This window comes from Polycladidibacter stylochi (assembly GCF_001562055.1).
Lineage (GTDB): Bacteria > Pseudomonadota > Alphaproteobacteria > Rhizobiales > Stappiaceae > Pseudovibrio > Pseudovibrio stylochi.
Map to the genome: position 1 here is coordinate 177439 of NZ_LLWE01000025.1, position 22685 is coordinate 200123.

General features: G+C 45.3%; 17 protein-coding genes and 1 riboswitch. Of the genes, 6 read left to right on the forward strand and 11 right to left on the reverse strand.

The annotated features are described in order from the left end of the window. Positions 1-107: 107 nt before the first annotated feature. Complete coding sequence (locus tag AYK67_RS09925) at positions 108-1301, reverse strand: MFS transporter (protein ID WP_068085763.1); 1194 nt, start codon at positions 1299-1301, stop codon at positions 108-110. 329 nt (positions 1302-1630) lie between these two features. Here AYK67_RS09925 and AYK67_RS09930 point away from each other — a divergent pair, with 329 nt between their 5' ends. Then, positions 1631-2896 carry a protein phosphatase CheZ gene (locus AYK67_RS09930; protein ID WP_068085766.1) on the forward strand — a complete coding sequence of 422 codons (1266 nt, stop codon included), beginning with the start codon at positions 1631-1633 and terminating at the stop codon, positions 2894-2896. A 57-nt stretch (positions 2897-2953) separates the two neighbouring features. On the opposite strand, the gene AYK67_RS09935 is transcribed toward AYK67_RS09930, so the two are convergent. From AYK67_RS09935 to AYK67_RS09960, 6 genes are all read right to left on the reverse strand, one after another. After that, positions 2954-4006 carry a glycosyltransferase family 4 protein gene (locus AYK67_RS09935; RefSeq protein ID WP_068085769.1) on the reverse strand — a complete coding sequence of 351 codons (1053 nt, stop codon included), beginning with the start codon at positions 4004-4006 and terminating at the stop codon, positions 2954-2956. Next, positions 4003-4803 carry a UDP-2,3-diacylglucosamine diphosphatase gene (locus AYK67_RS09940; protein ID WP_068085773.1) on the reverse strand — a complete coding sequence of 267 codons (801 nt, stop codon included), beginning with the start codon at positions 4801-4803 and terminating at the stop codon, positions 4003-4005. Before AYK67_RS09940 ends, AYK67_RS09935 begins: the two co-directional genes overlap by 4 nt. Before the next feature lie 264 nt (positions 4804-5067). After that, entirely contained in the window at positions 5068-6351 is a 1284-nt protein-coding gene (locus AYK67_RS09945) for an OmpP1/FadL family transporter (RefSeq protein WP_068085776.1), read from the reverse strand. Between the two features lie 257 nt (positions 6352-6608). Further along, positions 6609-7793 (reverse strand): TRAP transporter substrate-binding protein, encoded by a 1185-nt coding sequence (locus AYK67_RS09950; protein WP_208976260.1) that lies wholly within the window; start codon positions 7791-7793, stop codon positions 6609-6611. Next, positions 7741-8556, reverse strand: coding sequence for a bifunctional hydroxymethylpyrimidine kinase/phosphomethylpyrimidine kinase (gene thiD, locus AYK67_RS09955; RefSeq protein ID WP_068085779.1), 816 nt, complete (start codon positions 8554-8556; stop codon positions 7741-7743). The genes AYK67_RS09950 and thiD overlap by 53 nt, the downstream gene beginning before the upstream one ends. A gap of 51 nt (positions 8557-8607) precedes the next feature. Next, complete coding sequence (locus AYK67_RS09960) at positions 8608-9411, reverse strand: hydroxyethylthiazole kinase (RefSeq protein WP_068085781.1); 804 nt, start codon at positions 9409-9411, stop codon at positions 8608-8610. 75 nt (positions 9412-9486) lie between these two features. Continuing rightward, positions 9487-9598: riboswitch (TPP riboswitch) on the reverse strand. Between the two features lie 172 nt (positions 9599-9770). On the opposite strand from AYK67_RS09960, the gene AYK67_RS09965 reads away from it, so the two are divergent. Continuing rightward, positions 9771-10007, forward strand: a complete 237-nt coding sequence (locus tag AYK67_RS09965) for an Lrp/AsnC ligand binding domain-containing protein (protein ID WP_068086445.1) — start codon at positions 9771-9773, stop codon at positions 10005-10007. Positions 10008-10070: 63 nt separating this feature from the next. Here the strand turns inward: AYK67_RS09965 and AYK67_RS09970 are convergent, their stop codons facing one another. From AYK67_RS09970 to AYK67_RS09980, 3 genes are all read right to left on the reverse strand, one after another. Next, positions 10071-11099 (reverse strand): DMT family transporter, encoded by a 1029-nt coding sequence (locus tag AYK67_RS09970; protein WP_208976261.1) that lies wholly within the window; start codon positions 11097-11099, stop codon positions 10071-10073. Positions 11100-11583: 484 nt separating this feature from the next. Next, positions 11584-12495: a LysR family transcriptional regulator gene (locus AYK67_RS09975; protein WP_068085783.1), complete on the reverse strand. Its 912-nt coding sequence runs from the start codon at positions 12493-12495 to the stop codon at positions 11584-11586. A 633-nt stretch (positions 12496-13128) separates the two neighbouring features. Continuing rightward, complete coding sequence (locus AYK67_RS09980; protein WP_244266907.1) at positions 13129-14208, reverse strand: dipeptidase; 1080 nt, start codon at positions 14206-14208, stop codon at positions 13129-13131. Positions 14209-14542: 334 nt separating this feature from the next. Here AYK67_RS09980 and AYK67_RS09985 point away from each other — a divergent pair, with 334 nt between their 5' ends. Further along, entirely contained in the window at positions 14543-15523 is a 981-nt protein-coding gene (locus AYK67_RS09985; RefSeq protein WP_068085789.1) for a DMT family transporter, read from the forward strand. 67 nt (positions 15524-15590) lie between these two features. Here AYK67_RS09985 and AYK67_RS09990 read toward each other — a convergent pair whose 3' ends face one another. Further along, on the reverse strand, positions 15591-17249 hold the full coding sequence (locus tag AYK67_RS09990; protein WP_068085791.1) for a long-chain-fatty-acid--CoA ligase: 1659 nt from the start codon (positions 17247-17249) through the stop codon (positions 15591-15593). Between the two features lie 672 nt (positions 17250-17921). Here AYK67_RS09990 and zwf point away from each other — a divergent pair. The 3 genes from zwf (at position 17922) to pgi (ending at position 22550) form a co-directional block, all read left to right on the forward strand. After that, positions 17922-19406, forward strand: coding sequence for a glucose-6-phosphate dehydrogenase (zwf, locus tag AYK67_RS09995; RefSeq protein ID WP_068085794.1), 1485 nt, complete (start codon positions 17922-17924; stop codon positions 19404-19406). Positions 19407-20125: 719 nt separating this feature from the next. Then, positions 20126-20761: a bifunctional 4-hydroxy-2-oxoglutarate aldolase/2-dehydro-3-deoxy-phosphogluconate aldolase gene (gene eda, locus AYK67_RS10000; protein WP_068085797.1), complete on the forward strand. Its 636-nt coding sequence runs from the start codon at positions 20126-20128 to the stop codon at positions 20759-20761. Between the two features lie 151 nt (positions 20762-20912). Beyond that, on the forward strand, positions 20913-22550 hold the full coding sequence (pgi, locus tag AYK67_RS10005) for a glucose-6-phosphate isomerase (RefSeq protein ID WP_068085800.1): 1638 nt from the start codon (positions 20913-20915) through the stop codon (positions 22548-22550). Positions 22551-22685: the final 135 nt, after the last annotated feature.

Genomic DNA, 22685 nt, shown 5'->3' on the forward strand with positions numbered 1-22685 from the left:
AAATTATGGGCGGCATGATTTATCGCTAAGCATGAGCAGTAAGAAGAACCAACTATGCCCACGCTTAACTTTAAGCGCGTAAATCGCCACCCATACCAAAGCTTCGCTCATGATGAACGAAGCCGCACCTCAAGCTTAGTTTGATCCACGCGCGCCAATAAAATGACCAGCAAGCCAACCGTTGCAACAACCGACATAGCAAAAAACGCATAGGCAGGTTCGATTTCATAAAGCCAGCCACTAGCAATGCCGGTAAGTCCGGTAAATAAACCGGTATAGGTTTGGAAAAAACCTTGGGCCGTACCAAGGCGTGCAGCGGATACAACGCGTGACTGATAGGTCATAAGCGCTAAGTAAACCATACCGAAGTTCAAACCGTGTAGCAGCTGAACGGCAAATGCACTAAGAAAGTCATTGGCATACGGAAACAATACCCAGCGCACAATAGCACCACTAACACCAATAAATAAAATTGGCATAATGCCAAAACGTTTAACCAAACGACCACCAAGCAAAAACACTGTTATTTCAGCAATAACACCCACAGACCAAAGGAGCCCGACATCGGTGTCTCTCAAACCATTGGCAAGCCAAAAAAGGCTACCAAAACTGAACAGAGCTCCCATGCTTCCTAAGGCCAAACCGGCACCAAGCAAAACCATATGAAGTTGCTTTTGCCGCAATTCGTTAGAGGTGGAACGCTCGTTTGCCTTCGCTTCCCCACGTGTTTCCGAGGGCATACTAGGCAAGCTTAATGCCGAAACAATAACCACAACAAAAGCAAGTGCAATAAAGAACAACAAATGGCGTGCTGGTAAAAAGCCAATATACCAACCACCAAACATATTCGCCACAATAAAGGCCAATGAACCGACCGAACGCATTCGGCCATAATCCAGACCTCGATTATTGACCGCCTCAAAGGCATAGGCATCACTTAACGGCGTAATCGGAGCCATAAAAATTGAGATGACTGCCACAACAAGAACAACGAGGTAATACCCGGTTATATATGCCAGCAAGACATACGCAAGCAGGCAAAACAATGCATAAAGTGCAATAGAGAACCGTCGGCGTCCCCCCCGATCAGACAGCATTGTTAGAACAGGCGTTGAGACCACCTTGAGCAAGTTGGGCAATGAAACAATAAACGCTATTTGTACCGGAGAATACATAAGATCCTCTAGGTAAACAGGGAAGTAAGGAATAAACAACCCAAGTACAAAACCAAAACTGGCAAACAGCAAGCTGATACCTGCCGTAAGATAAAAGGTGCCCGCTGGGCCTTGAGCAATCGACATAGCGTGTCACATTCATATTAGGGTAAAAGTCTGATTACCTCGATCACAGGTTGTGACAGAAGCCAAACTTAAAAATTTATTGAGGTTACACGTGTTTCGGGAAAATTTACCGTTTTCCAACACTGTTAGAATTGACTAGGAACACTTCTAGTTTTATTTGAGTAATCTGTATATGAAATGGTTGTGATTGCAAGAGCTGTTGTTTTCCCCTGTTATTTGCCCCTACGGCTGTTTTCAGCCCCCAGGAGCTTTATTTACGGGGAATATTTTAGTCTAATGCAAGTCGCATATATATAATTTAATGTGGCAATTAGAATGAGGCGTCGATAATGGCTGAAAACCTTAGAAAATATGAGTTGGATGACGCTGAATATGAAACAATTCAATCGGCCATTTTAGAAACAGAACGCGGCCAACGCTTTTTACGCGACTATGTCAAAAAGTCTCAGACGAAAGACACCAAGGCGCTACTCGAGGCCTTGGGCCGCCTTGAGGCCACTTTAAAAGATAAAGAACTGCCTTCCGAGCTCGATTCGTTCCGCTTATACATCTACGAGATGCACGAGGCGATTGAGCGAACAAAAGCAGAAATTGCCAAAGTAAAGACAAAAAGCGGCGAGACAGCCACCTTTACAACCGCCTCTAATGAACTCGATGCCATTGTCTCTTCCACAGAAACCGCAACGCAAACCATTTTGGAAGCCTCCGAGATTATTCAGGAGAGCATTTGGACACTACGCGACACCAACGCAGACCCTGATCTGTGCGAGACCATCGACAACAAGGCCACAGACATTTTGATGGCTTGCTCCTTTCAGGACCTTACCGGACAGCGGATACAAAAGGTTGTAAATGCGCTTTACTATCTGGAAGAGCGTATCAATAAGATGATTGGTATCTGGGCTGTTGATCTCTCCGAATTTGGTATTACCGTACCTAAAAGCAAAGAAGAGGACGAGATTGAAGAGCCAAGTGCATTTGAAGACACACGACCCGACGCCCACCTCCTGAACGGCCCGCAACTTGAAGGTAAAGGTGTTGCACAAGATGCCATTGATGCTCTCTTTGAAAGCACAGATATGGACAGCTTCACCATTGAAGATGATATCATCATCAGCCCAAGTGAACTTGCTGCCACCACCCCACAACCACCAAAACAAACCATCGAAACTCCATCTCCAGCGCCGGCACAAGAGGTCGATATATGGGACATGGTGCTTGATATGGATACAAACGGCGACAATGAAATTAAAGTCGAGGCGGTAACTATTGAAACCGAAGAGCCGCCAATACAAGAAGCTCAATTCGAGGAAGTAACAGAGCTACTGGAAAGTAACAGCACGGCAAAGCCGGAACAGCCCACGCTCGCTCTGCCAATAACCACTAAAGACGCAACCCAAAACACATCAGAAGATAATAGCCCAACGCCTATAAAGGCAGCGGATAACCTGCTTGAAAGCACTGCGCTCACAGCCCCATCTTCTCAAGTAAATGGCAACAGTCGCCGCATTCGAAAGCCAATTAGCAAAAACACAGGTAATGAAGACCCCCTGGAAGCGCTTTCAACCGGTGAGCGCTTGGAGCTATTTTCCTAGCTTCAACTTTACAAAGCCGCAAAATGCACATTGCTTGGGAGAATAGAGGCGGAACACTCAAGAGTGTTCCAATCTCTGCATTTCTTTAAGCTGTGCGGCATATTTTTGCGCTGAAAGAGCGTTGCGATAAAACTGCTCAGCGCACGCGCGCCAACTATACTTTAAGGCAACTTGTCTACAATGGGCACGATCAATTTCGAGCGCTGCCAGAGCCGCCTTTTGCAAATCATCATCCAATACACCGGCACCGCTATTACCAATAACATCAATAGGACCCATGACCGGATACGCGGCGACCGGAGTACCACTCGAAATGGCCTCAAGTAACACATTACCAAATGTATCCGTTAGACTTGGAAACACGAAAACGTCCGCGCTCGCATAATACTGCGCCAGCTCATCACCCTGTTTCGCCCCTGTAAACAGAACATCGGGATATTTCTGCTTCAGCAACTCCAATTGCGGCCCATCACCAACAACCACTTTGGTTCCTGGTAAATCCAGCTGTAAAAAAGCCTCAATATTTTTCTCTATAGCCACCCGGCCCACATTGAGAAAAATAGGCCCCTCAACGCCCCCATTAAAAACGCTTTCGTGATCAGGCCGAAAGCGATCATGATCGACACCACGAGACCAGCGCATCATCCGCTTAAAACCGCGTTGCGCTAGTTCATTTTCGAGTGACTGCGTGGCAACCATGCAGCCAGAACCCGAATTATGGAAACGCCGTAACCACGCATAACTAAGCGAAAGCGGTATAGGTAGACGAGCGTTCAAATACTCTGGGAAACGTGTGTGATAGCTGGTGGTAAAAACCAACCCCTCTTGCCGCGCAACCCGCTGCGCCATCAAGCCAAGCGGCCCCTCTGTGGCAATATGCAAATGACTACAATTAAACGAGCTAATGCGTTTTCGTACTGCTGCTGGCCAAGTAACACTTAATCGTATTTCTGGATATGAAGGCATCGGGATATTTTTAAATTCAAGCGGTGTTAAAAACTCAACCCGAACCCCAAGAGCACTCAACTCTTCCGCCAGTTTTTCCAAAGAACGCACAACACCATTTATTTGCGGGCGCCATGCATCCGTGACTATTAACAGGGAACTCATGCAGCAACTTCTTGACCGGTTTTACGCTCAGCGGTTTCAACTTCCTCAGAAATCCGCCAATGGATAACTTCGAAATTTCCCTCTACAGTTTCGGCAACAGCTGTGCAGCTTTCAACCCAATCACCGGTATTTAAATAGTGGAGGCCATATTGCTCGTGGCTCGCAGCATGGTGAATATGACCGCAAATCACACCATCAACTTTCTGCCGTCGAGCCTCACCCACTAATGTCTCTTCAAACTTGCCAATGAAGTTAACTGCATTTTTCACTTTCATTTTTGCCCATGCAGAAAGCGACCAGTAAGTTAACCCTAATTTACGCCGGAAGTAATTTAAAACCGTGTTGAGGTTAAGCGCAGTGACATAGGCCCAGTCCCCAAGCAGGGCCAACCACTTGGCATGGCGCACCACCACATCAAATTGATCGCCATGGATGACAAGATAGTTTTTGCCGTTAGCCCCTTCATGTATGATCTGGTCCACAACTTCAACGCCACCCAGCTGGAGCCCTAAATAGCCGCGTAAAAATTCATCGTGATTGCCCGGAACATATATAACGCGCGAGCCCTTGCGCGCTTTTCGCAATACCTTTTGTACAACATCATTATGTGCTTGCGGCCAATACCAAGAGCGCTTCAAACGCCAGCCATCAATAATGTCACCAACAAGATAGATAGTATCGGCATCATTATTCTTGAGAAAATCAAGAAGTATATGAGCCTGACAACCCCGTGTTCCCAGGTGTATGTCCGACAAAAATAGGCTTTTAAACTTCCGGTTCTGAGGTTGCTCACTCACCACATCACCTCCACAAGTAAAAATACAGGTGCGCTTAAACATGATTCACAAGAAGCTTATGTGACACATAAGGAATTTATCTTAGCCAAGCCTATAAATACTCTTAGACAAACCACCATAAATTAATATGAATTAAACATAGCTAGATAAACACTGATGCATCACATTACATCTGCAACTTTACCCTGAAACGCTACGTATATTGATGATTAATATTCACCAATGAAGCGTTTCAACTAGGGCTGTTTTTAAAAGCTCCCTTTATCAAAAAGTATATCTAGCAGCCAAGGAAAGTATATCCACCGAAGCGTTCACATCCCCTTGTATGGATACCCCGTTATAATCATGGTGACCGGGAACCAATACAATATTACTCTCGTCGGGGAAGATATGCGTATAACCGAAGTCAATGCCAATTTTCTCATTGAAGTTGTAGCTCACACCACCACTAAGCCAAGTACGATCGGAATCAGGTAAACGCGCTGTACGATTGCCAGAGTTGATAGGCGACCATTCACGCGCAACCCCTGCCCGAACAGTCCACTGGTCATTAAAGTCATATTCCCCGCCAATTGCGGCATAAAACCCATCATCATAAAAGAATTCCAGAGCCGAAATTTGCGTACCAGAGATATTATTGATCTTGAATGCGCTAAACCGGCTCCAATTGGTCCACTCAAAAGTGCCATACAGCCGTGCCTTACTATTAATTTCCTGTTGCAAAGAAAGGCTAACCATTTCAGGAAGAACCAAATCTGCATGGATAAAAGTGGCTGAGTCACCGCGTAACAGCCACCCATCCAGATCATGTGCGACCGGAGAGCGATACCCCAAACCAATTTGCGTACCTTCAAATGGTTTATACAACAGTCCTAAGGTTCCACCCCAACCTAAATCTTGGTCCTCACCGCGCAGCTCAACATTTATAGAATTAGTAAACACGCCCCCCGCTTGCTTAAGGCGAACCTGCAAATATTGCAGTTGTAAACCAACTCCTAAAGACAACTCATCTGTTAACTTGAAGGCCACAGCAGGGTTCACATTTACGGATAGGACTTTGGAAGAGCGGTTGTAAGATTGCCCGCTCCAGTTAATGTTAGGCTTTGTTGAGAGCCCGAAAGGCGCATTCACCCCCAGCCCCAAGCTAATCCTATCATTAAACTGGTATGTACCATAGCTTGCGGCCACCCAGCCCGGAATCCCAACATCCCCCGGCTGCTCGTTAGCGGCCCCGGGAATAGCACTGAGAGGAGCATTGCGGCTATCCAATCGCGCACTATTAACATTCACATCAGAATTTACATTAATCAAAGTGTTTACAAGCTCTGACTTCATGCCTTTATGCTCAACCATTGTAGCCGGGTTCCAAAACATTGAACTTAAGCTGTCAGAGGCTGTCGCATTACCGGCAAATGATAGCCCTTGATAATATGCAGACTGCTCGCGAAGTGCAAAAGCACCCCCATGTGCATGGGTGGAAACAAGTAACAAACCAAGGGTTGCATGAGAACAAACAAGCAGCAATTTTGCTTTTAAACTGGTTGACATATGCACTGTAATCCCCCCTTAGCAGCACAAACTGTTTTGCCACAAGCAAAAAAGCAAAACCCGCTAAATACCAATAGTAACCAACAAATATATCATTCAAACCCTTGAAATATATTGGTTATTCAACAAAGCCGCCAAACATGATATTTATATCAACTATTATTTAAAGTATTAAGCAAAAAGCCCCTGCAAATATTACAGGGGCTAGTAAAATTATAACCAAAACAAGTGTGTAAAACCTTGTAGATCAGTATATATTAATCCTTATCACGCAGTCCAAGGTAGCTCACGAGAGATAACTTGCTCCAGCCAGAATAGTCGGACTTCGCTTTGCTGTAACTTTGATAAACTTCTTTTGCTCCATTATCTTTTGCAATAAAGTCAGCCATTACATCATCGGCAGCAACCCTTAAAGCCGTTTCCAACTCATTCGAAAACCCATTAAGTTTAACGCCTTCGTGGTTGATGAGTTCACTCAGGGCATACGCGTTGGCAGCATTTGCCTCTGCGAGCGCAATATCAGCCTCAATGCGGCATGCTGTTTTCACAATTTCCTGTAGGTCCTTGTCCAGCCCTTCAAACGCAACTTTGTTCAAAAGCGCTTCACCCGTACCGTTTGGCTTATTAAACCCCGGAGCGTAATAGTTCTTGGCGATTTTTTGAAACCCTAGCGCGCCATCTGTCCACGGCCCCAAAAACTCGACAGCATCAACAACACCAGACTGAAAAGCGGTAAACAACTCACTAGAGGAAATAGAAACAGCACTGGCACCAAGATGCCGCAAAACTTCCCCACCAATGCCAACAGCTCGTATTTTCAAGCCCTTCATGTCGGTGGGGCTATGAATTTCTTCCTTAAACCAGCCGGCCATTGTTGGGCCGGTGTTTCCAGCCATTAAGGGCAACACGCCAAATGGCGCATATAAATTGTTCCATAGCTCTTGCCCGCCACCCTGTTCAATCCATGTAACATGCTCACTTGGTGTAAGCCCGAATGGCACCGTACAAAAGAACGCTGCAGCAGGCATTTTTCCCTGCCAATACAAAGAAGCAGAATGACCCATTTGGGCCGTTCCGCTGGAAACAGCATCAAAAACTTCAAATGCTGGCACCAGTTCACCGGCCGCGTACAATCGAACACGCATCCGCCCACCGCTCATAGTGTTAATGCGATCACAAATCCGCTGTGCACTCATGCCAGGACCTGGTAAATTCTTCGGCCATGATGTCACCATTTTCCACTCGATTGTGGCGTCAGCTTCATCAGCGTGAGCTTGGTTAGTCAACAATCCGGCACCACCGGCAATGCCAGCGCTAGCGACGACTTTGCTACCCAATTGTTTCATCGCCTCACGGCGGGACATCTTTTTCATTTCGATAACTTTCATATCAACCAAGGTTATTGTGCGCCCACAACTCAAAAAAATGATGAACAGGCCCATGCCCGCGCCCAACTTGCAGCCGATCCGCATGGAAAATAGCGTTATTGACGTAATCTTTCGCAACACAAACAGCTTCAACCAAGTTGCTGCCTTTGGCCCGTTCTGCCGCAATTGCCGCTGACAGGGTACAACCGGTCCCGTGCGTATTCTCAGTTTTGTGGCGTGGACCGGATAACCACTGCTCTCCAACAGCGCCAATCAATAGATCATCACTAGTTGCCCCACAAAAATGCCCGCCCTTAATCAGGACATTTTCACACCCAAGTGCCAGCAATCGTGCACCTTGCTCGGCCATATCCTCTTTACTCTCGGCAACATCACAGCCAAGGAGGTGCGCAGCCTCATGCAAGTTAGGTGTTATCAGCTCGGCAAGTGGGAACAGCTTATCAGTCAAGGCATTTACGGCACTACTTTGCAACAAAACGTCGCCACTCGTCGCCACCATCACCGGGTCAAGAACAACCGGGACATTTTGATACTGTTGTAGCGCCTCGGCAACGCACTCGATAACTAGCGGTTGCGAAAGCATGCCGATTTTCACCGCGCCAATTTTTAGATCACTAAAAACCGACTGGATTTGCGCCCCCACAAAGTCAGCGGAAACATCAAAGATACCCTGAACACCCACTGTGTTTTGTGCAGTTAGTGCACTGATAACACTGGCACCATATACACCGCGCGCCGAAAACGCTTTTAAATCCGCTTGGATACCAGCACCGCCCCCGGAATCTGAGCCAGCAATTGTAACTGCATTTGCAATCATAGTAATTCTCGTTTCCCTCATTGGTTATTCTTAGGACCGGATTGCTTCTTCTTAAGGTAAGGGTAAATCAGTAAGAGAATGGCTAGCGACCTTTAATCGCGCCATAACATCATCGAGTGTTAGGCTATATAGCTGATCTATAAATGCGCCGCTAAAGCTACCCGGCCCATTTACTTGTTCTGCAGCTATCTCACCAGCCACATTATAGCAGCCAACAGCAGCTACAACCGCTTGCGCCAGGTTTTCTTCAGCGGCTAAAAACACGCCCATATACCCGGAGAGTGCGCAGCCCATAGCAGTTACGCGGTCCATGAGCAGGCTTCCATTATCAATGGTGTAAACAGTACCGCCACAGTAGATGCGATCTTGCGCACCGGTGATACAAAGCACAGACTTACCGCTCAAAAAGAGTGCTTGCCAGCGATCCAGCCCCAAATAGTGTTTTAGCGCCATTGCCTCTGGTAAATTACACCGAAGCACGCTTGCACCCTGCTCCAAGAGCCGGGCCGCATAAGCACACCGTTGTTCTGAACGCTCCACTTTAACCGGGTCCAAAATCCAGCGCTTTGCTGTTTCAACGCACCTTGCACTGGCAACATTAATCGCCGCTTCCCTGTGCTCTTCCCACATCCCCAAATTCATGGCAACAACATCAACACTATCAACAAATGCATTCATCTCTCTCGCTGCACTTGTCATTGAAGGTGTGCCACCCGCAGCCAGGATAATATTGGCTGTTACATTCTGCGCGACTGGGTTGGTAAGGCAGTGCACTTTAACAGAGCGCTGCCGGACATTTTGCAAAACACATGCTACAGCATGGCTATCTAATATTGTGGGTATTATATTATTCACAGTGCGCCTCGCCCCAAGTATTGCGGCGAACAGCTAAGCACTGCGCAATTGCCCTTATCATAAGGCAAGTAAAGCAAATCTAGCAAGCCAATTCCCTCCGCCGGAATAACCCGGATCAGGTTCAAGGAGTTGACAATATTGTCTCTCAGCTCAAAGCTTCAGGCTTTAAGCACCCCCATTGGTATTGTTTTGCTAGCAAAACATTTTGAGAGTCTCAAGCAGTTTTTTACTGTTATAGTGGAAAGCAAGTCACACTCAGGTATTGAAAGCAAGACACTTAGTTTTGTATGCAATCCAAACGCAGGTTGATCTTCAAGAAAAGCCTGCCAACACGCAAAAGCAAGCTTGGAAGAAATGCAATGACACCTTTTTTTATAATGATTAAATGTGAGCTGGGCAAAACCTATAAAGTTGCCGACATGATTTCCGCAGCTGAAATTGCCTCGGAAGTTTACTCGACCTCCGGCGACTACGATCTACTGGTGAAAGTTTACGTAGAAAACCAACAGGATATTGGCCATTTTATTGCCGAGAATATTCATAATATCGAAGGCATAAAAGATACCAAAACAATTATCACTTTCAAAGCATTTTAATATCTAATGCAAGAGCGAGAAGCTGACGCGCCCGAACGTGTGCCAGCTTCTAACGCTTACATATCAAGCCTTTGAAGGCGTTGAAGCCCGCCCTTGTCGATTGCGATTGTATCCCCGCTTCTTTTCGCGATAGATCACAAAAATCCCGGAGGCAACAACAATCGCCGTTCCCAAAAGCACCTCAATTGAGACTTCGTCGCCAAATAATATGTAACCGAACAAAATCGCCCAAATCATATTCACATAGTCAAATGGCGCTATTGTTGAGGCATCAGCATAACGGTAGCTTTGTGTCAGCAATATTTGCCCGATACCACCGGCAATTCCCATGGTGACCAACAGCAAAAGCTCTGTTAAATTTGGCATAACCCATTCAAGTTGCGGGAAAATCCATCCCAATGGAAAGCTCATAAGACCAATGATGGCCGAACATACCGTAAACCAAAGTACGATAGTTGAAGCCCGCTCGCTAACACACAGTTGACGAACCGTAATCATAGCACAAGCACCAAAAAATGCTGATCCAAAAGCAGCTATAAGTCCAATCATTGAAGTTTCATCGCCTTGTCCAAGGTGCGGCGAGAGCATGACCATAACACCGATAAAGCCCACCCCAACCGCGCTCCAGCGATAAATGCGAACTTGTTCATGAAGTATGAGAGCGGCCAGCACAACAACCATTAGAGGAGAAGAAAAACCGATCGCGGTTACATCAGGCAGGGACATGAAAGAATAGGCCGTAAAGCCACAAATCATGGCAGTTACACCAATTATGGCACGCATAATATGCCCGCCAACTCTATTGGTATACGCAAGCTCACGCATATTCCCACCATAAGCCATCACAGCTAAAATCGGTATCATGGCGAAAAAATTGCGGGAGAACACAATTTGTGTTGTCGGTACCGTTTCCGAAGCCCACTTGACGGCACTTGCCATGATAAAAAACAGTAGTGTTGAAGCGAGCTTAAACCCAATACCTAAGATAGGGTTGGCAGCAACGCTCTGGCTTTGTTGACGATTATTCGCAGTTGTCGCAGTTTTATCCGCCCTCTGCTCCATTTGTTTTTTTAATTGTTGTGGCGCACGCATGGGTCCAGCTGCACTTTTCTACCAATACAATATCTTGGTATATGTGTTGAGAGGAAGACACAAAAAACGCAGAACTGCGCTCAGGTTGTCTAGGGTAAGCGAGAAAATCTCTTCTTTTCAATATGCCGACACATTTTAAAACTGACAAATGATTTAAGAAGTTAGTACCACTTAATTAGATTTCTATGCCAATCACCCTACGTCTAAATACAAAGGAATAATCCGCCACAAGTAAAATATTTGCAAGTAACAGAGTGATAAAGCTAAGCAAATTATTACAATAAAACAACAACCTAAACGAGAAAATTTACGAACAATAAAAGGCTTTACCAGTACCAGTTTTATGTGATGGAAGGTTTCTTTTCCTATCGCTAAGATCGCCATTACGCTGTGGAGGGTATCTCAAAATCCCCTTCCACATGTCAACGTAAGCACAAAACGATAAGTATTAACTGGCAGCTTTGTAGTTATAAGCACTAAAAACCTACGGCATGGCGTAATCAAGCGCTTGGAGCTGGCTTTTCACTCTAGCAATAAATGACTCGGACACTTCACGATGAGCTGCTTGCAAGGGGCGTATGGCCTGCACTGAAAAAGTCAAGTCAACTTCCAGCGGCATTATTTTTTGCCGTTCACCTATCAATAGCGCTGCTGAAACAGCATTTACAATAGCACAGCATTCCATCTCTTCAACGAACCTCATAGCTGTATCAACACCACGGCACGTTATTGTTACTTTTGGCTTTATCTCACGGCGATTTAGTTCTTCAAAAAAATAACTACCAAAAGGCAAAGCCTCAGGAGGCATGATCGTCTCGTAGTCTTCAAGAAACTCCAACCGAAACACTTTCTCCGCTGCAAGATCATGATTTTTAGGTACTACGGCAACAAACTTATCCGAAATTAGATGATCCACTTTGAAATCCATTAGGTCAGCCCGTCCAGCGATAAAACCAATATCGACATAGCCAGCCCGAACGGCAGATAATTGCTGCATACTGTACCCAAGTTCAAAAGCGAAAACTTGGTCAGGGTATTGCTTTTTCAACTCAGAGGTAACCCTAGGTATAATCAGGTTTGTTAGAATGGAGGGAGTTGATGTGACACGGAGAGGATCACTTCCCCCATACTTGAGCTCCCCAACAAGTTGCTCGACCCTTTCTAATTGATCAAATGCAACTTTGCTCTCCCTATAGAGTTGATGCGCTTCCCACGTGGGATGTAGTCTACCCTTTTGTGTCGTAAACAGTTTGAACTTAAGTGTATCCTCAAAATAGCGAAGATGACGAGAAACAGTTGGTTGTGTTAATTTTAGTATTTTCGATGCATCGGAAATACTTTTTGTTTCGTATATGACCTTAAAGATGTCTAGCCTATGAAAATTTATTATACTCACACTGTAACCCTGCAAAAATATAATGTTTTAGAATTTAATTCAGATACAAAGTCCGAATGAAACACTTATAAGCACTTTTGCCTAAGTATTGAAAGATTGTTAATTGTAAATACCAAAGCAGATTTCAAAACTTGCCAATGATATACATAGTGTTTCCCATAAATCAATAAATACATAACCTATTGATTATAATATGTAATTATTAATTTTTAAAAAAGATCAGCATGCTAATAGTAATAGTAGATTGATGGCACAACAAGCAGGTATCATTTATTTTTATAGTTATCATAAAAAACTTTTCGGTTCACACATTCCATTTAAATGACTTCTTGAATAATACTAGCTACCTTGAACCTTGATAAGTAAGATAAAACTACTTCTAAGTTACAATTAACAGTGTCACCCTCAAGTACACACCCTAATCTCTAAAATGATAATTCTTCATAACGTAAAAGCTGGTGGCCTATTATAATCGCCAAAAAATCATGCATTACAGAAAGAAAGCTTCATTCAAAATACTTCGATAAAAGTCAAGGTACCTAATGGAATGTATCAGTTGAGGTAAATTATGTAACGATTGATCCATAATGGCAAAGCTACCCAATACTTAATTATTGAAAGTAATATCGCCTTTCATTCCTCCGGTAATACTTGGTTTAACACCCTAATCATATTCCCACCCATAATTTTCTCAAGCGCTTCACCGTCAAAGCCCAAAACACGCAGCTCGTGTGTCAAAACCGCCAATTCACTACTATCAAAACTTGTCGTCACCGAGCCATCGTAATCGGAGCCTAGCGATACATGATCAACGCCAACCAGATCAACCGCTGCCTTAATCGTAGCCGCAACTCCCGCCGGACTATCATCGCACACAACAGTCTTCCAATAACCAATACCAATCACACCCCCGGTTTGAGCAATTCCTTTCATCAACTCGTCAGAAATATTACGAGCACTATTACAATGCGAGTAAATACCTGTATGGCTGTTTACAACAGGCACATTCACCATAGCCAACACATCTTTAGCTACCTGCGGGCTCGAATGGGCCAAATCAATAACCATCCCGCGCTCCATAAGCCCTTGCACGACAGCACGTCCAAAAGGCGTCAGCCCCTTGCCACTCACACCATGTAAAGAGCCACCCAGCGCATTATCAAAAAAATGTTGTAAACCAATAACCCGATACCCTGCCTCAAACAAAGCATCAAGATTTTCCATATTGGCCAGCAACGCGTGCGCACCTTCAAGGCCAATAAGACCGCCAATGACCTCTTTCCCTTCCCTACGCATTTCCAGAACATCACGCAGATCTTTACGAGTTTCTACTATTATTAATTCTTCAGGAGCTTTTTGCGCAGTTTCTTCAAGCTTTTGGGCTTGAAACAATGCTCTTTCAAACAGACTCCCCCAAGTTTTAGGGGGCCATAACTGGGCGATCAGTAACGGTGTAATTCGATCGCGGGCATCACTTGGGTTCGCACGATAATTCTGACCAGCCGGACTTTTCGTCACGACTGTGAATACTTGAAAAGCAACATTGCCCTCTCGCAATCTTGGCAAGTCAACATGGCCATAACTGCCCCTCTCACGTAAGTCCCGGTTCCAAAGTAGCGTATCGGCATGCCAGTCACCTACAATCAGTTTATCGTGTACCTGCTGGCTTGCTTTACTCACAACGTACGGCTGATGCACACGTACTCTATTCATTTTTGACTCAACGAAGCCAGGAGCAAACCCAAAAAAAGCAACCCCCAGGGCAATAAATATTAATAAAAATCCATAGATAATCTTTTTCATCACCACCCCGATACATTCTATATGCATAAAAATATACAGTATTTATAATATAAAATTTGCAAGTAAAATAAACAGTCAATATTCACAAATGCACTTTACTAGTAATTGCTATTCTTGAATTATAATTGACCCTAGTGTTGACGGCCCCTATATTGCCTCAAACCACACAGAACCATTAAAGCAATAATCCTTCAAACCAGACACATGCTTTAAAAGAACAAAAACGGTTAGAAAGCATCAATTAATGAGCGAAGATAAATGTGGCGTTGAAACATCGACAAATACTGCCACTTATTTGCCCCAAAAACTAATAGGCTACTGGCAGCAAATGCCCGGCAACTCCAAGGGTATTGCGTGGGCTTTACTGGCAACTTTTATTTTTGCATGCGTTAGTGCAACAATCAAACTACTGGGCGATGGAATGCACGTAACGCAAATACTGATGTTGCGCCAAGCCTTTATGTTTTTAATTTCTCTGCCGGTAATTATTCGCTCTTACCCGCAATCACTAACCACAAAAGCCCCTCTGCTTCATCTTTCAAGAACAGTGCTCGCCTCACTCACCATGCTGCTAGGCTTCACGGCAATCATCCATTTACCATTGGCAGATAGCACCGTCATTGGCTTTGCACGCACTTTTTTCCTAACAATTTTTGCAATCCTGTTTCTTGGGGAACGTGTCGGTATTCATCGTTGGGCAGCGACAATTCTAGGGTTTATAGGCGTACTCATCATCGTTGAAGGTGCAGGCCAAGAAGGATTGAATATTTACTCACTCATGGCATTAACCGGTGCAGCGCTCGCGGCCATGGTGGGCATCATCCTACGCAAAGTCTCCCAAGTAGACCTACCAATCACCATACTGACTTTTCAGGCCGTTTCGGTCGGTTTGGTCATGGCACCGTTTGCTATCTACAACTGGCAACCACTTACCATGCACAGCGCACTATTAATTCTGGCATTAGGTAGTTTTAGCTGGATGGCGCAAATGTGCAATATTCAGGCCATGCGAAACGGTGAAGCCACAGCCATCGCCCCGTTCGATTACACACGCCTCATTTATGCGACCATAATCAGCATTTTACTATTTAGCGTCTGGCCGACAATGAACACGTATGTCGGCGCTTTCATTATCGTTGCAGCTTCCCTATACACCATGCGCCGAGAGGCTATTTTGGGCAAAAAAGTTGCCTCATGCACCAAAACCAAAACGGATGCGCCCTAATACCAAATTTCAAAATCATCCGGCAGCAACCCCAACAGCCCATGAAACAAGGTTGCTGCCGATATGCCTAGGTGATTTCATCTGCCTGCTTCATGGCTTCTTCTTCAACCAGCTCTTTTTTGGAAAGCTTGCCAACAAGGGTTTTGGGTAGCTCCTCGCGAAACTCGATAGATCTTGGCATTTCGATTTTCGAAATATGTTCTTTCAAAAATTCCTTTAAATCGGCTTCGCTCACACTTTCACCATCACGTAGTTTAACAAAAGCCTTGGGAGCTTGCCCTCTGTAATCATCGGGTATGGCAATCACAATAACTTCAGCGACAGCAGGATGCTGATACATCGCCTCTTCAATCACTCTGGGGTATACATTATAGCCAGAGCATAAAATCAAATCCTTGATCCGGTCTACCAAGTATATAAAGCCATCCTCATCGCGATACCCCACATCGCCAGTATGAAGCAATACACCGTCTTCTAGCGTTTTCTCAGTTTCTTCTGCACGATGCCAATAACCTTTCATAACCTGTGGTGCCTTAATACAAAGCTCGCCTTTTTCGCCTTCTTCAACCACTTTTCGAGGTTCTTCGAGATCACGAAATTCAACATAAGTTCCAGGTACAGGCACCCCAATAGAACCATCCTTGCCACTACCATCAAGCGGGTTGGCACAGGCAATAGGTGAGGTCTCGGTTAATCCATAACCTTCCACCAATACACAGCCAGTGAGACGTTCAAACTCTTGCTTCACCTCGACAGGAAGCGGAGCTCCTCCGGACATGCAATATCGTATAGATGAAAGATCATATTGGGGCGTAAGTGGTGAGTTATTGATAGCCGTGTAAATCGTCGGCACACCGGCAAATAATGTCGGCTTCGTTCGCTGTGCCGTATCAAGCAACATTTTCAAATCAAAACGGGGAAGCAATACCATTTCTGCGGCCATCAGTACAGATAGATTCTGCAATACTGTCATGGCAAAAACATGAAAGAAAGGCAACACACAAAGGGTTTTCTCTTCACCAAGCGTGGTATCGAAATAAAGCTCACGCATTTGCTCCATATTGGCAGAAATATTGGCATGTGTGAGCATCGCCCCTTTGGGAACACCTGTGGTGCCTCCTGTATATTGCAAAACGGCAATATCATTTTGTGGGTCGATAGGTGCTTTCTCGTAGGTCCCTGTTTTCGATGTAATCTGGGCAAACGAAATATGCTTATCATCATAGATGATTTTTGCCCGGTCTTTACCTTTAAGTAGCGTGAACAAAAGTTTCTTGGGCTGAGGTAGAATATCTGCTAACCGGCAAACAATAATCTTCTCTAATGCTTTATCTTGCCGCACAGCTTCGACCACATCATAAATGACTTTCAGGTCCATCGTGATCATCAGTTTGATGCCAGCATCGCGCGCTTGAAAAGCGATTTCCCGCTCCACATAAAGTGGGTTGAAATTAACCACAATGGCACCAAGACGTAGTATTGCGAAATAGAAGATCGGATAATAGGGCGTATTGGGTAAGCAAAGCCCGACACAATCACCTTTACGCACCCCTTGTGCGTATAACCCATGGGCAGTACGCTCCACCAACTCGCCGATCTCTCCATAAGTAAGCTTTTTGCCCATAAAGTCTGTTGCAGGCTTATCAGCAAACCGTGAAATTGTATCATCCAGGTATGAACATAAGGGACGCGGACTAAATTTCTGAACCCATTCTTCTGCTTGCATATGGCATTTCCCCCGAGCTAAGAACCGAAACCACGCCTCCCACCAGCACCTATCAGTTCTTCATAAAGTAAGTTTAGTATAAGTGTTTTTACATATTTATTACTGTCATTTCTAGTGCTGAGCGTGCACAAGGTTAACCTTTACGTCAACATCACCTTTGGATCTATCTTTGCTATTGCATCCGCGTTTTAGCTAATTTCAGCATGAGTGACCTTTACCCTAGGATAATTATAGTTGTAATAATTATACATAACAACCCACACTCAATAGTTTAAAGGGTTACAATCATGCATCTGGATACTTTTTCACATAAAGAAATAATATTCGCATATTCTTTATGTTTTACGGTACTCTGTAGAGCGCTCAAGTTAGCTACATACTAGGCGTAAAGTCTCAAACACTGAGAAAACGATAAAATTTCTAATAATTGTGAATACAATCAATTAAATCACACGAATAACCCCAATGCATCCTTGAATATTCCCATTTCAATGTTGGTTTCCACTTGCATTTCTTTCCATCTAGAAGCAATAAGACTGCATAAACTAAAGGTCTATATGCCGCAGATCTTCACCTAGGATTCTTCGGCTCAGCCGGGTGTTAACTACAAGCCAACATGCTCGTAGGAACACGATAAAAATTATGACATAAAAGCACAGACAAGGAACTGTAATGCCAGATAAACTGGAAGATATCGCACCATTCGACCTCGTTGTCTTCGGGGGTACTGGTGATCTGGCACATCGTAAACTCTTGCCCGCTTTATATCACCGTGAACAAGATAACTTGATACCCGAGGGGGCGCGCATTATCGCTGTTTCTCGACGCCCCTTTAGTGACGAACAATACCGCGACTGGGCCAGAGAAAACCTAAAAGAGCACCTGAGCGAACCTTGCGACCACATTCTGGAGCGTTTTCTTAACCGAATCTGTTATGTTTCCGTCAATGTACGAGAAAACCTCGGCTGGCAGGACCTAAGCGCAAAACTTGCGGGTTTCGAAAATCGTACACGCGCTTTTTATCTATCCGTTTCCCCCGATTTTTTTGGCCCAATTTGTGCAGCTCTTGGCGAGCATAATCTGGTCACAGAAAATTGCCGTGTAACCATTGAAAAACCAATTGGCAAATCCGGCACAACTGCCCGCCTGCTTAACGAAACTATTGGTGCAGTTTTCAAAGAAGATCAAATCTTTCGCATTGACCATTATCTGGGTAAAGAAACTGTCCAGAATTTAATGGCCCTACGCTTTGCCAATGTACTGTTTGAACCTTTATGGAACGCCGCGCATATCGACCATATTCAAATTTCTGTGGCCGAAACACTAGGCGTAGAAGGGCGAGGCGGCTACTACGATACAGCTGGTGCCATGCGCGATATGGTTCAAAACCATTTGCTGCAACTTCTTTGCCTCGTCGCCATGGAACCTCCAGAATCCATGGCAGCCGATAGCGTACGCGATGAAAAACTAAAAGTACTAAAAGCGCTAAAGCCTCTAGACCCGGCCAGCGTGGAAACAAATACCGTTCGCGGTCAATACCGCTCCGGTGCCTCCTCTGAAGGGGGAGCCGTCAAAAGTTATCTGGATGACTTGGGAGCAAAAAGTTCTCAGACCGAGACATTTGTTGCTGCAAAACTTGAAATTGCCAATTGGCGTTGGGCCGGTGTACCTTTTTACATGCGAACCGGTAAGCGTTTGGCAAAGCGTGTTTCTGAAATCGTCATTCAGTTCAGGCAATTGCCCCATTCTATTTTCCCGGCAACGGCCGGACAACTGGCCTCTAACAAACTGGTAATCCGTTTGCAGCCTGATGAGGGCGTAAAAATGCAAGTGATGATTAAAGCGCCAGGTCCTGGCAACATGCGTTTAAAAGAAGTACCGCTCGACATGTCCTTTGCCGAGGCATTTCAAGTACGCAATCCAGATGCCTATGAGCGATTACTGGGCGATATCATTCGCGGCAATCAGACACTGTTCATGCGCCGTGATGAAGTTGAAGCCGCTTGGAATTGGGTGGATCCGATCCTAGAGCAATGGGCCAGCGACCCACGTCCTCCAAGAGGCTATACAGCGGGAACATGGGGGCCTTCCTCTTCCATTGCCTTGATCGAGCGTGATGGCCGCACTTGGCATGATGATGAAAACGAGTGTTGCTAAAACAAGATAAGGCTGGGTGAATAAATATCCAGCCTTAAATCACTTAAACAGCTTGCTTCAAAAGTACTCCCATAAACTATCCTGATTAGGCGTTGTTCATGTATACTTCAGCAGTCAGTGATTACTATTTTTTCATAACTAAAGCAGTTAACACCTTTATGCCTCTTTAAGGGTGAGCCTTAACAAACTGAAACAATTTAAGGTCTTATGCGTCATTAAAAGCCTTGAACCAATTGCCAATGCCCCTTAGTTATCTTGATTAAATAAACGATTAGTCATGCTTGACGTAGACAGGAAATAACATTGCCGCAAATAGGTCCATCATACCTTCTCTGTGACGTGCTCTCACTGAAACATCAGGAAATCGGATAATTCGTTTTAGCTCCATCTTTGTTTACCATGCGGAGTAAAGTTGAGACTGATAGACGCAGCTACCGTTAAACGCTTCAACCTTCCAAGACGTTTTGTGCTAACCACTATACCGACACAAATGTGTTTTCATACGAATGTATGAATGAACATCAAACAGGTTTAAGAACTTGTTGTTCACTCAAGGTCATAAGCGATGCTTTGATCGATAAGATTGAATATGATGTTAAGCGACCTGCAAAAATTAAGTGACGTAGATGAAACAATTAGTTAGTCAACAAACCTATAATTTTTGCCAATAATAACTTAAAGCAAACTGACTAAGTTGGCGATCTGGAGATGGATAAAAAATGACCCAAGACATTGAGCGCATTGAAGCCGTTATGACTGCTGCACCGGTAGTGCCGGTATTGATCGTAGATGATCCGAAAAAAGCCGTTCCAATGGCACAAGCTCTCGTAAAAGGTGGCCTCCCAGCAATCGAAATAACACTGCGTACGAACAATGCCCTTGAGTGCATCAAAGCAGTTGCAGATGAGGTTGAAGGCGCAATGGTTGGTGCCGGTACAGTACTAGACCATAAACAATACGAAGCAGCTGTAAATGCCGGTTCTACCTTTGTAGTCTCCCCTGGTGCCACTGATGCACTCATCAATGCTGCTGCTGATTTCCAGCATGTCCCTTTGCTGCCAGGTTCATCCAGTGCTTCAGAAACAATGCGCCTATTGGAAGCCGGCTTCCAGCGTCAAAAGTTTTTCCCAGCTGTTCCTGCAGGCGGCGCACCATTCCTTAAGGGATTGGCCTCGCCACTCGCGGCCGTCAAGTTCTGCCCAACCGGTGGCGTGAGCCTGTCTAACGCACAAGAATTCTTGAAACTACCGAATGTACTTTGTGTCGGCGGTTCTTGGATTGCTGACGCAGCAGCGATTGAAGCAGAAGACTGGGCAGGAATTGAAGCCCGCGCCAAAGACGCCGCAGCGCTTTAGCACAACCAGATTTTGGGAAATCAACGATCTCCCAACTGAACAGACCGGCCCGAGTGCATTGAATAGGCCGCTCTTACAAACCGCGCATTGGCCCCCGCCAATGCGCAAATTTTAACAGCAAATCACTATTTGCAATTGTGGGACTAAATTCATGTCGAATAATGATTCTACTTGGCAAGCTCTGGCAAACCATGCCAATTCTTTAGCCGATAAACCTTTGAAAAGCCTTTTTGCAGATAACGCAAATCGCTTTGAACATTTCTCCCGCAACCAAGATGACTTGCTGATTGATTTTTCGAAAAATCTGATCACCGAAGAAACTGTTTCCATGCTGTTGGATTTAGCCAAAGAACAGGGGCTGGAAGCCAAACGGGCTGCCATGTTCTCTGGCGAGAAAATCAACACCACCGAAGATCGCGCAGTATTACACACAGCATTGCGTAACCAGTCGGAAAATCCTGTTATTGTTGACGGCCAGGACGTCATGCCAGACGTGCGTGACGTACTAGTGCGCATGGGTGATTTCGCGGAACAAATCCGTTCAGGCGATTTAACAGGTGCAACTGGCAAACCGTTTACAGATATCATCAATATTGGCATTGGTGGCTCGGACTTAGGCCCGGCGATGGCCACACTAGCACTCGCCCCTTATCATGATGGCCCAAATCTACATTTTGTTTCCAACGTGGACGGTGCTCACATCAATGACACTCTCAAAAAGTTAGACCCGCATACAACACTAGTCATTGTGGCGAGTAAAACATTCACGACCATAGAAACAATGACCAACGCGGCAACCGCCCGTAAGTGGATTGCTGACAACTGCGGCGAAAAAGCCGTTAGCGCTCATTTTGCAGCAGTATCCACAGCTCTTGATAAAGTGGCAGCATTTGGCATCGACAGCCAGCGGGTCTTTGGTTTCTGGGATTGGGTCGGCGGCCGTTATTCCATTTGGTCTGCCATCGGGTTACCGCTCATGTTGGCCATTGGTCCAGATGCATATGGCGACTTCCTCTCCGGTGCTTATGCCATGGACGAGCACTTTAAAAATACCCCGCTGCAAGATAACCTTCCAGTATTGATGGGTTTGGTTGGCGTTTGGCACCGCAATATTCTTGGCTACGATACCCGTGCCATTCTCCCTTACGATCAACGCCTATCCCGTTTTGCAGCTTACTTGCAGCAGTTGGATATGGAATCAAACGGCAAGCGTGTCACCAAACAAGGTGAAGCCGTCAGTCGTGATACAGGCCCAATTGTTTGGGGTGAGCCCGGCACCAACGGCCAGCACGCTTTTTATCAGCTGATCCACCAAGGCACCAGCATTATCCCCTGTGAGTTCCTCGTCGCCGTAGAAAGCCACGAGCCAGAGCTACAAAACCATCACAACTTGCTGCTTGCCAACTGTTTGGCGCAAAGTGAAGCCCTTCTAACTGGCCGCTCTTTGGAAGAAGTAGAGGCTACTCTCAAGGCCCAGGGTAAATCAGAGGAAGACATTGCCAAGCTCGGACCTCAAAAGGTCTTCCCAGGCAACCGACCTTCCACCACAATCATTTACAAAAAACTCGACCCATTTACACTAGGCCGCTTGATCGCTCTTTACGAACACCGCGTATTTGTTGAAGGCGTAATCTGGAACATCAACTCCTATGACCAATGGGGTGTTGAGCTGGGTAAAGAACTGGCCACTCAACTATTGCCAATGGTCGAAGGCAGCAAGGATAGTGCAGGTAAAGACAGCTCAACCGCAGGTCTCTTGGGCTATGTTCACAAAGCAAGAAAAAGCTAGGAACGACAGGCTATAGGAATTCAATTCATCAATTCCAGCGGTAGTCTAAACCTAAACGAAGTAAGAGCCACCAGTACCCCTCTGCGTAAAGCAGGGGGGATTTTTTTGAGTGCTTCATTCGCACTGGACATATTC

What these genes read in the sequence shown, in the direction of transcription:
- AYK67_RS09925 (WP_068085763.1), bottom strand. Translation starts at nt 1,301, where the DNA reads ATGTCGATTGCTCAAGGCCCAGCGGGCACCTTTTATCTTACGGCAGGT.
- AYK67_RS09930 (WP_068085766.1), top strand. Translation starts at nt 1,631, where the DNA reads ATGGCTGAAAACCTTAGAAAATATGAGTTGGATGACGCTGAATATGAA.
- AYK67_RS09935 (WP_068085769.1), bottom strand. Translation starts at nt 4,006, where the DNA reads ATGAGTTCCCTGTTAATAGTCACGGATGCATGGCGCCCGCAAATAAAT.
- AYK67_RS09945 (WP_068085776.1), bottom strand. Translation starts at nt 6,351, where the DNA reads ATGTCAACCAGTTTAAAAGCAAAATTGCTGCTTGTTTGTTCTCATGCA.
- AYK67_RS09950 (WP_208976260.1), bottom strand. Translation starts at nt 7,793, where the DNA reads ATGGGCCTGTTCATCATTTTTTTGAGTTGTGGGCGCACAATAACCTTG.
- thiD (WP_068085779.1), bottom strand. Translation starts at nt 8,556, where the DNA reads ATGATTGCAAATGCAGTTACAATTGCTGGCTCAGATTCCGGGGGCGGT.
- AYK67_RS09965 (WP_068086445.1), top strand. Translation starts at nt 9,771, where the DNA reads ATGACACCTTTTTTTATAATGATTAAATGTGAGCTGGGCAAAACCTAT.
- AYK67_RS09970 (WP_208976261.1), bottom strand. Translation starts at nt 11,099, where the DNA reads ATGCGTGCGCCACAACAATTAAAAAAACAAATGGAGCAGAGGGCGGAT.
- AYK67_RS09980 (WP_244266907.1), bottom strand. Translation starts at nt 14,208, where the DNA reads ATGAATAGAGTACGTGTGCATCAGCCGTACGTTGTGAGTAAAGCAAGC.
- AYK67_RS09985 (WP_068085789.1), top strand. Translation starts at nt 14,543, where the DNA reads ATGAGCGAAGATAAATGTGGCGTTGAAACATCGACAAATACTGCCACT.
- AYK67_RS09990 (WP_068085791.1), bottom strand. Translation starts at nt 17,249, where the DNA reads ATGCAAGCAGAAGAATGGGTTCAGAAATTTAGTCCGCGTCCCTTATGT.
- zwf (WP_068085794.1), top strand. Translation starts at nt 17,922, where the DNA reads ATGCCAGATAAACTGGAAGATATCGCACCATTCGACCTCGTTGTCTTC.
- eda (WP_068085797.1), top strand. Translation starts at nt 20,126, where the DNA reads ATGACCCAAGACATTGAGCGCATTGAAGCCGTTATGACTGCTGCACCG.
- pgi (WP_068085800.1), top strand. Translation starts at nt 20,913, where the DNA reads ATGTCGAATAATGATTCTACTTGGCAAGCTCTGGCAAACCATGCCAAT.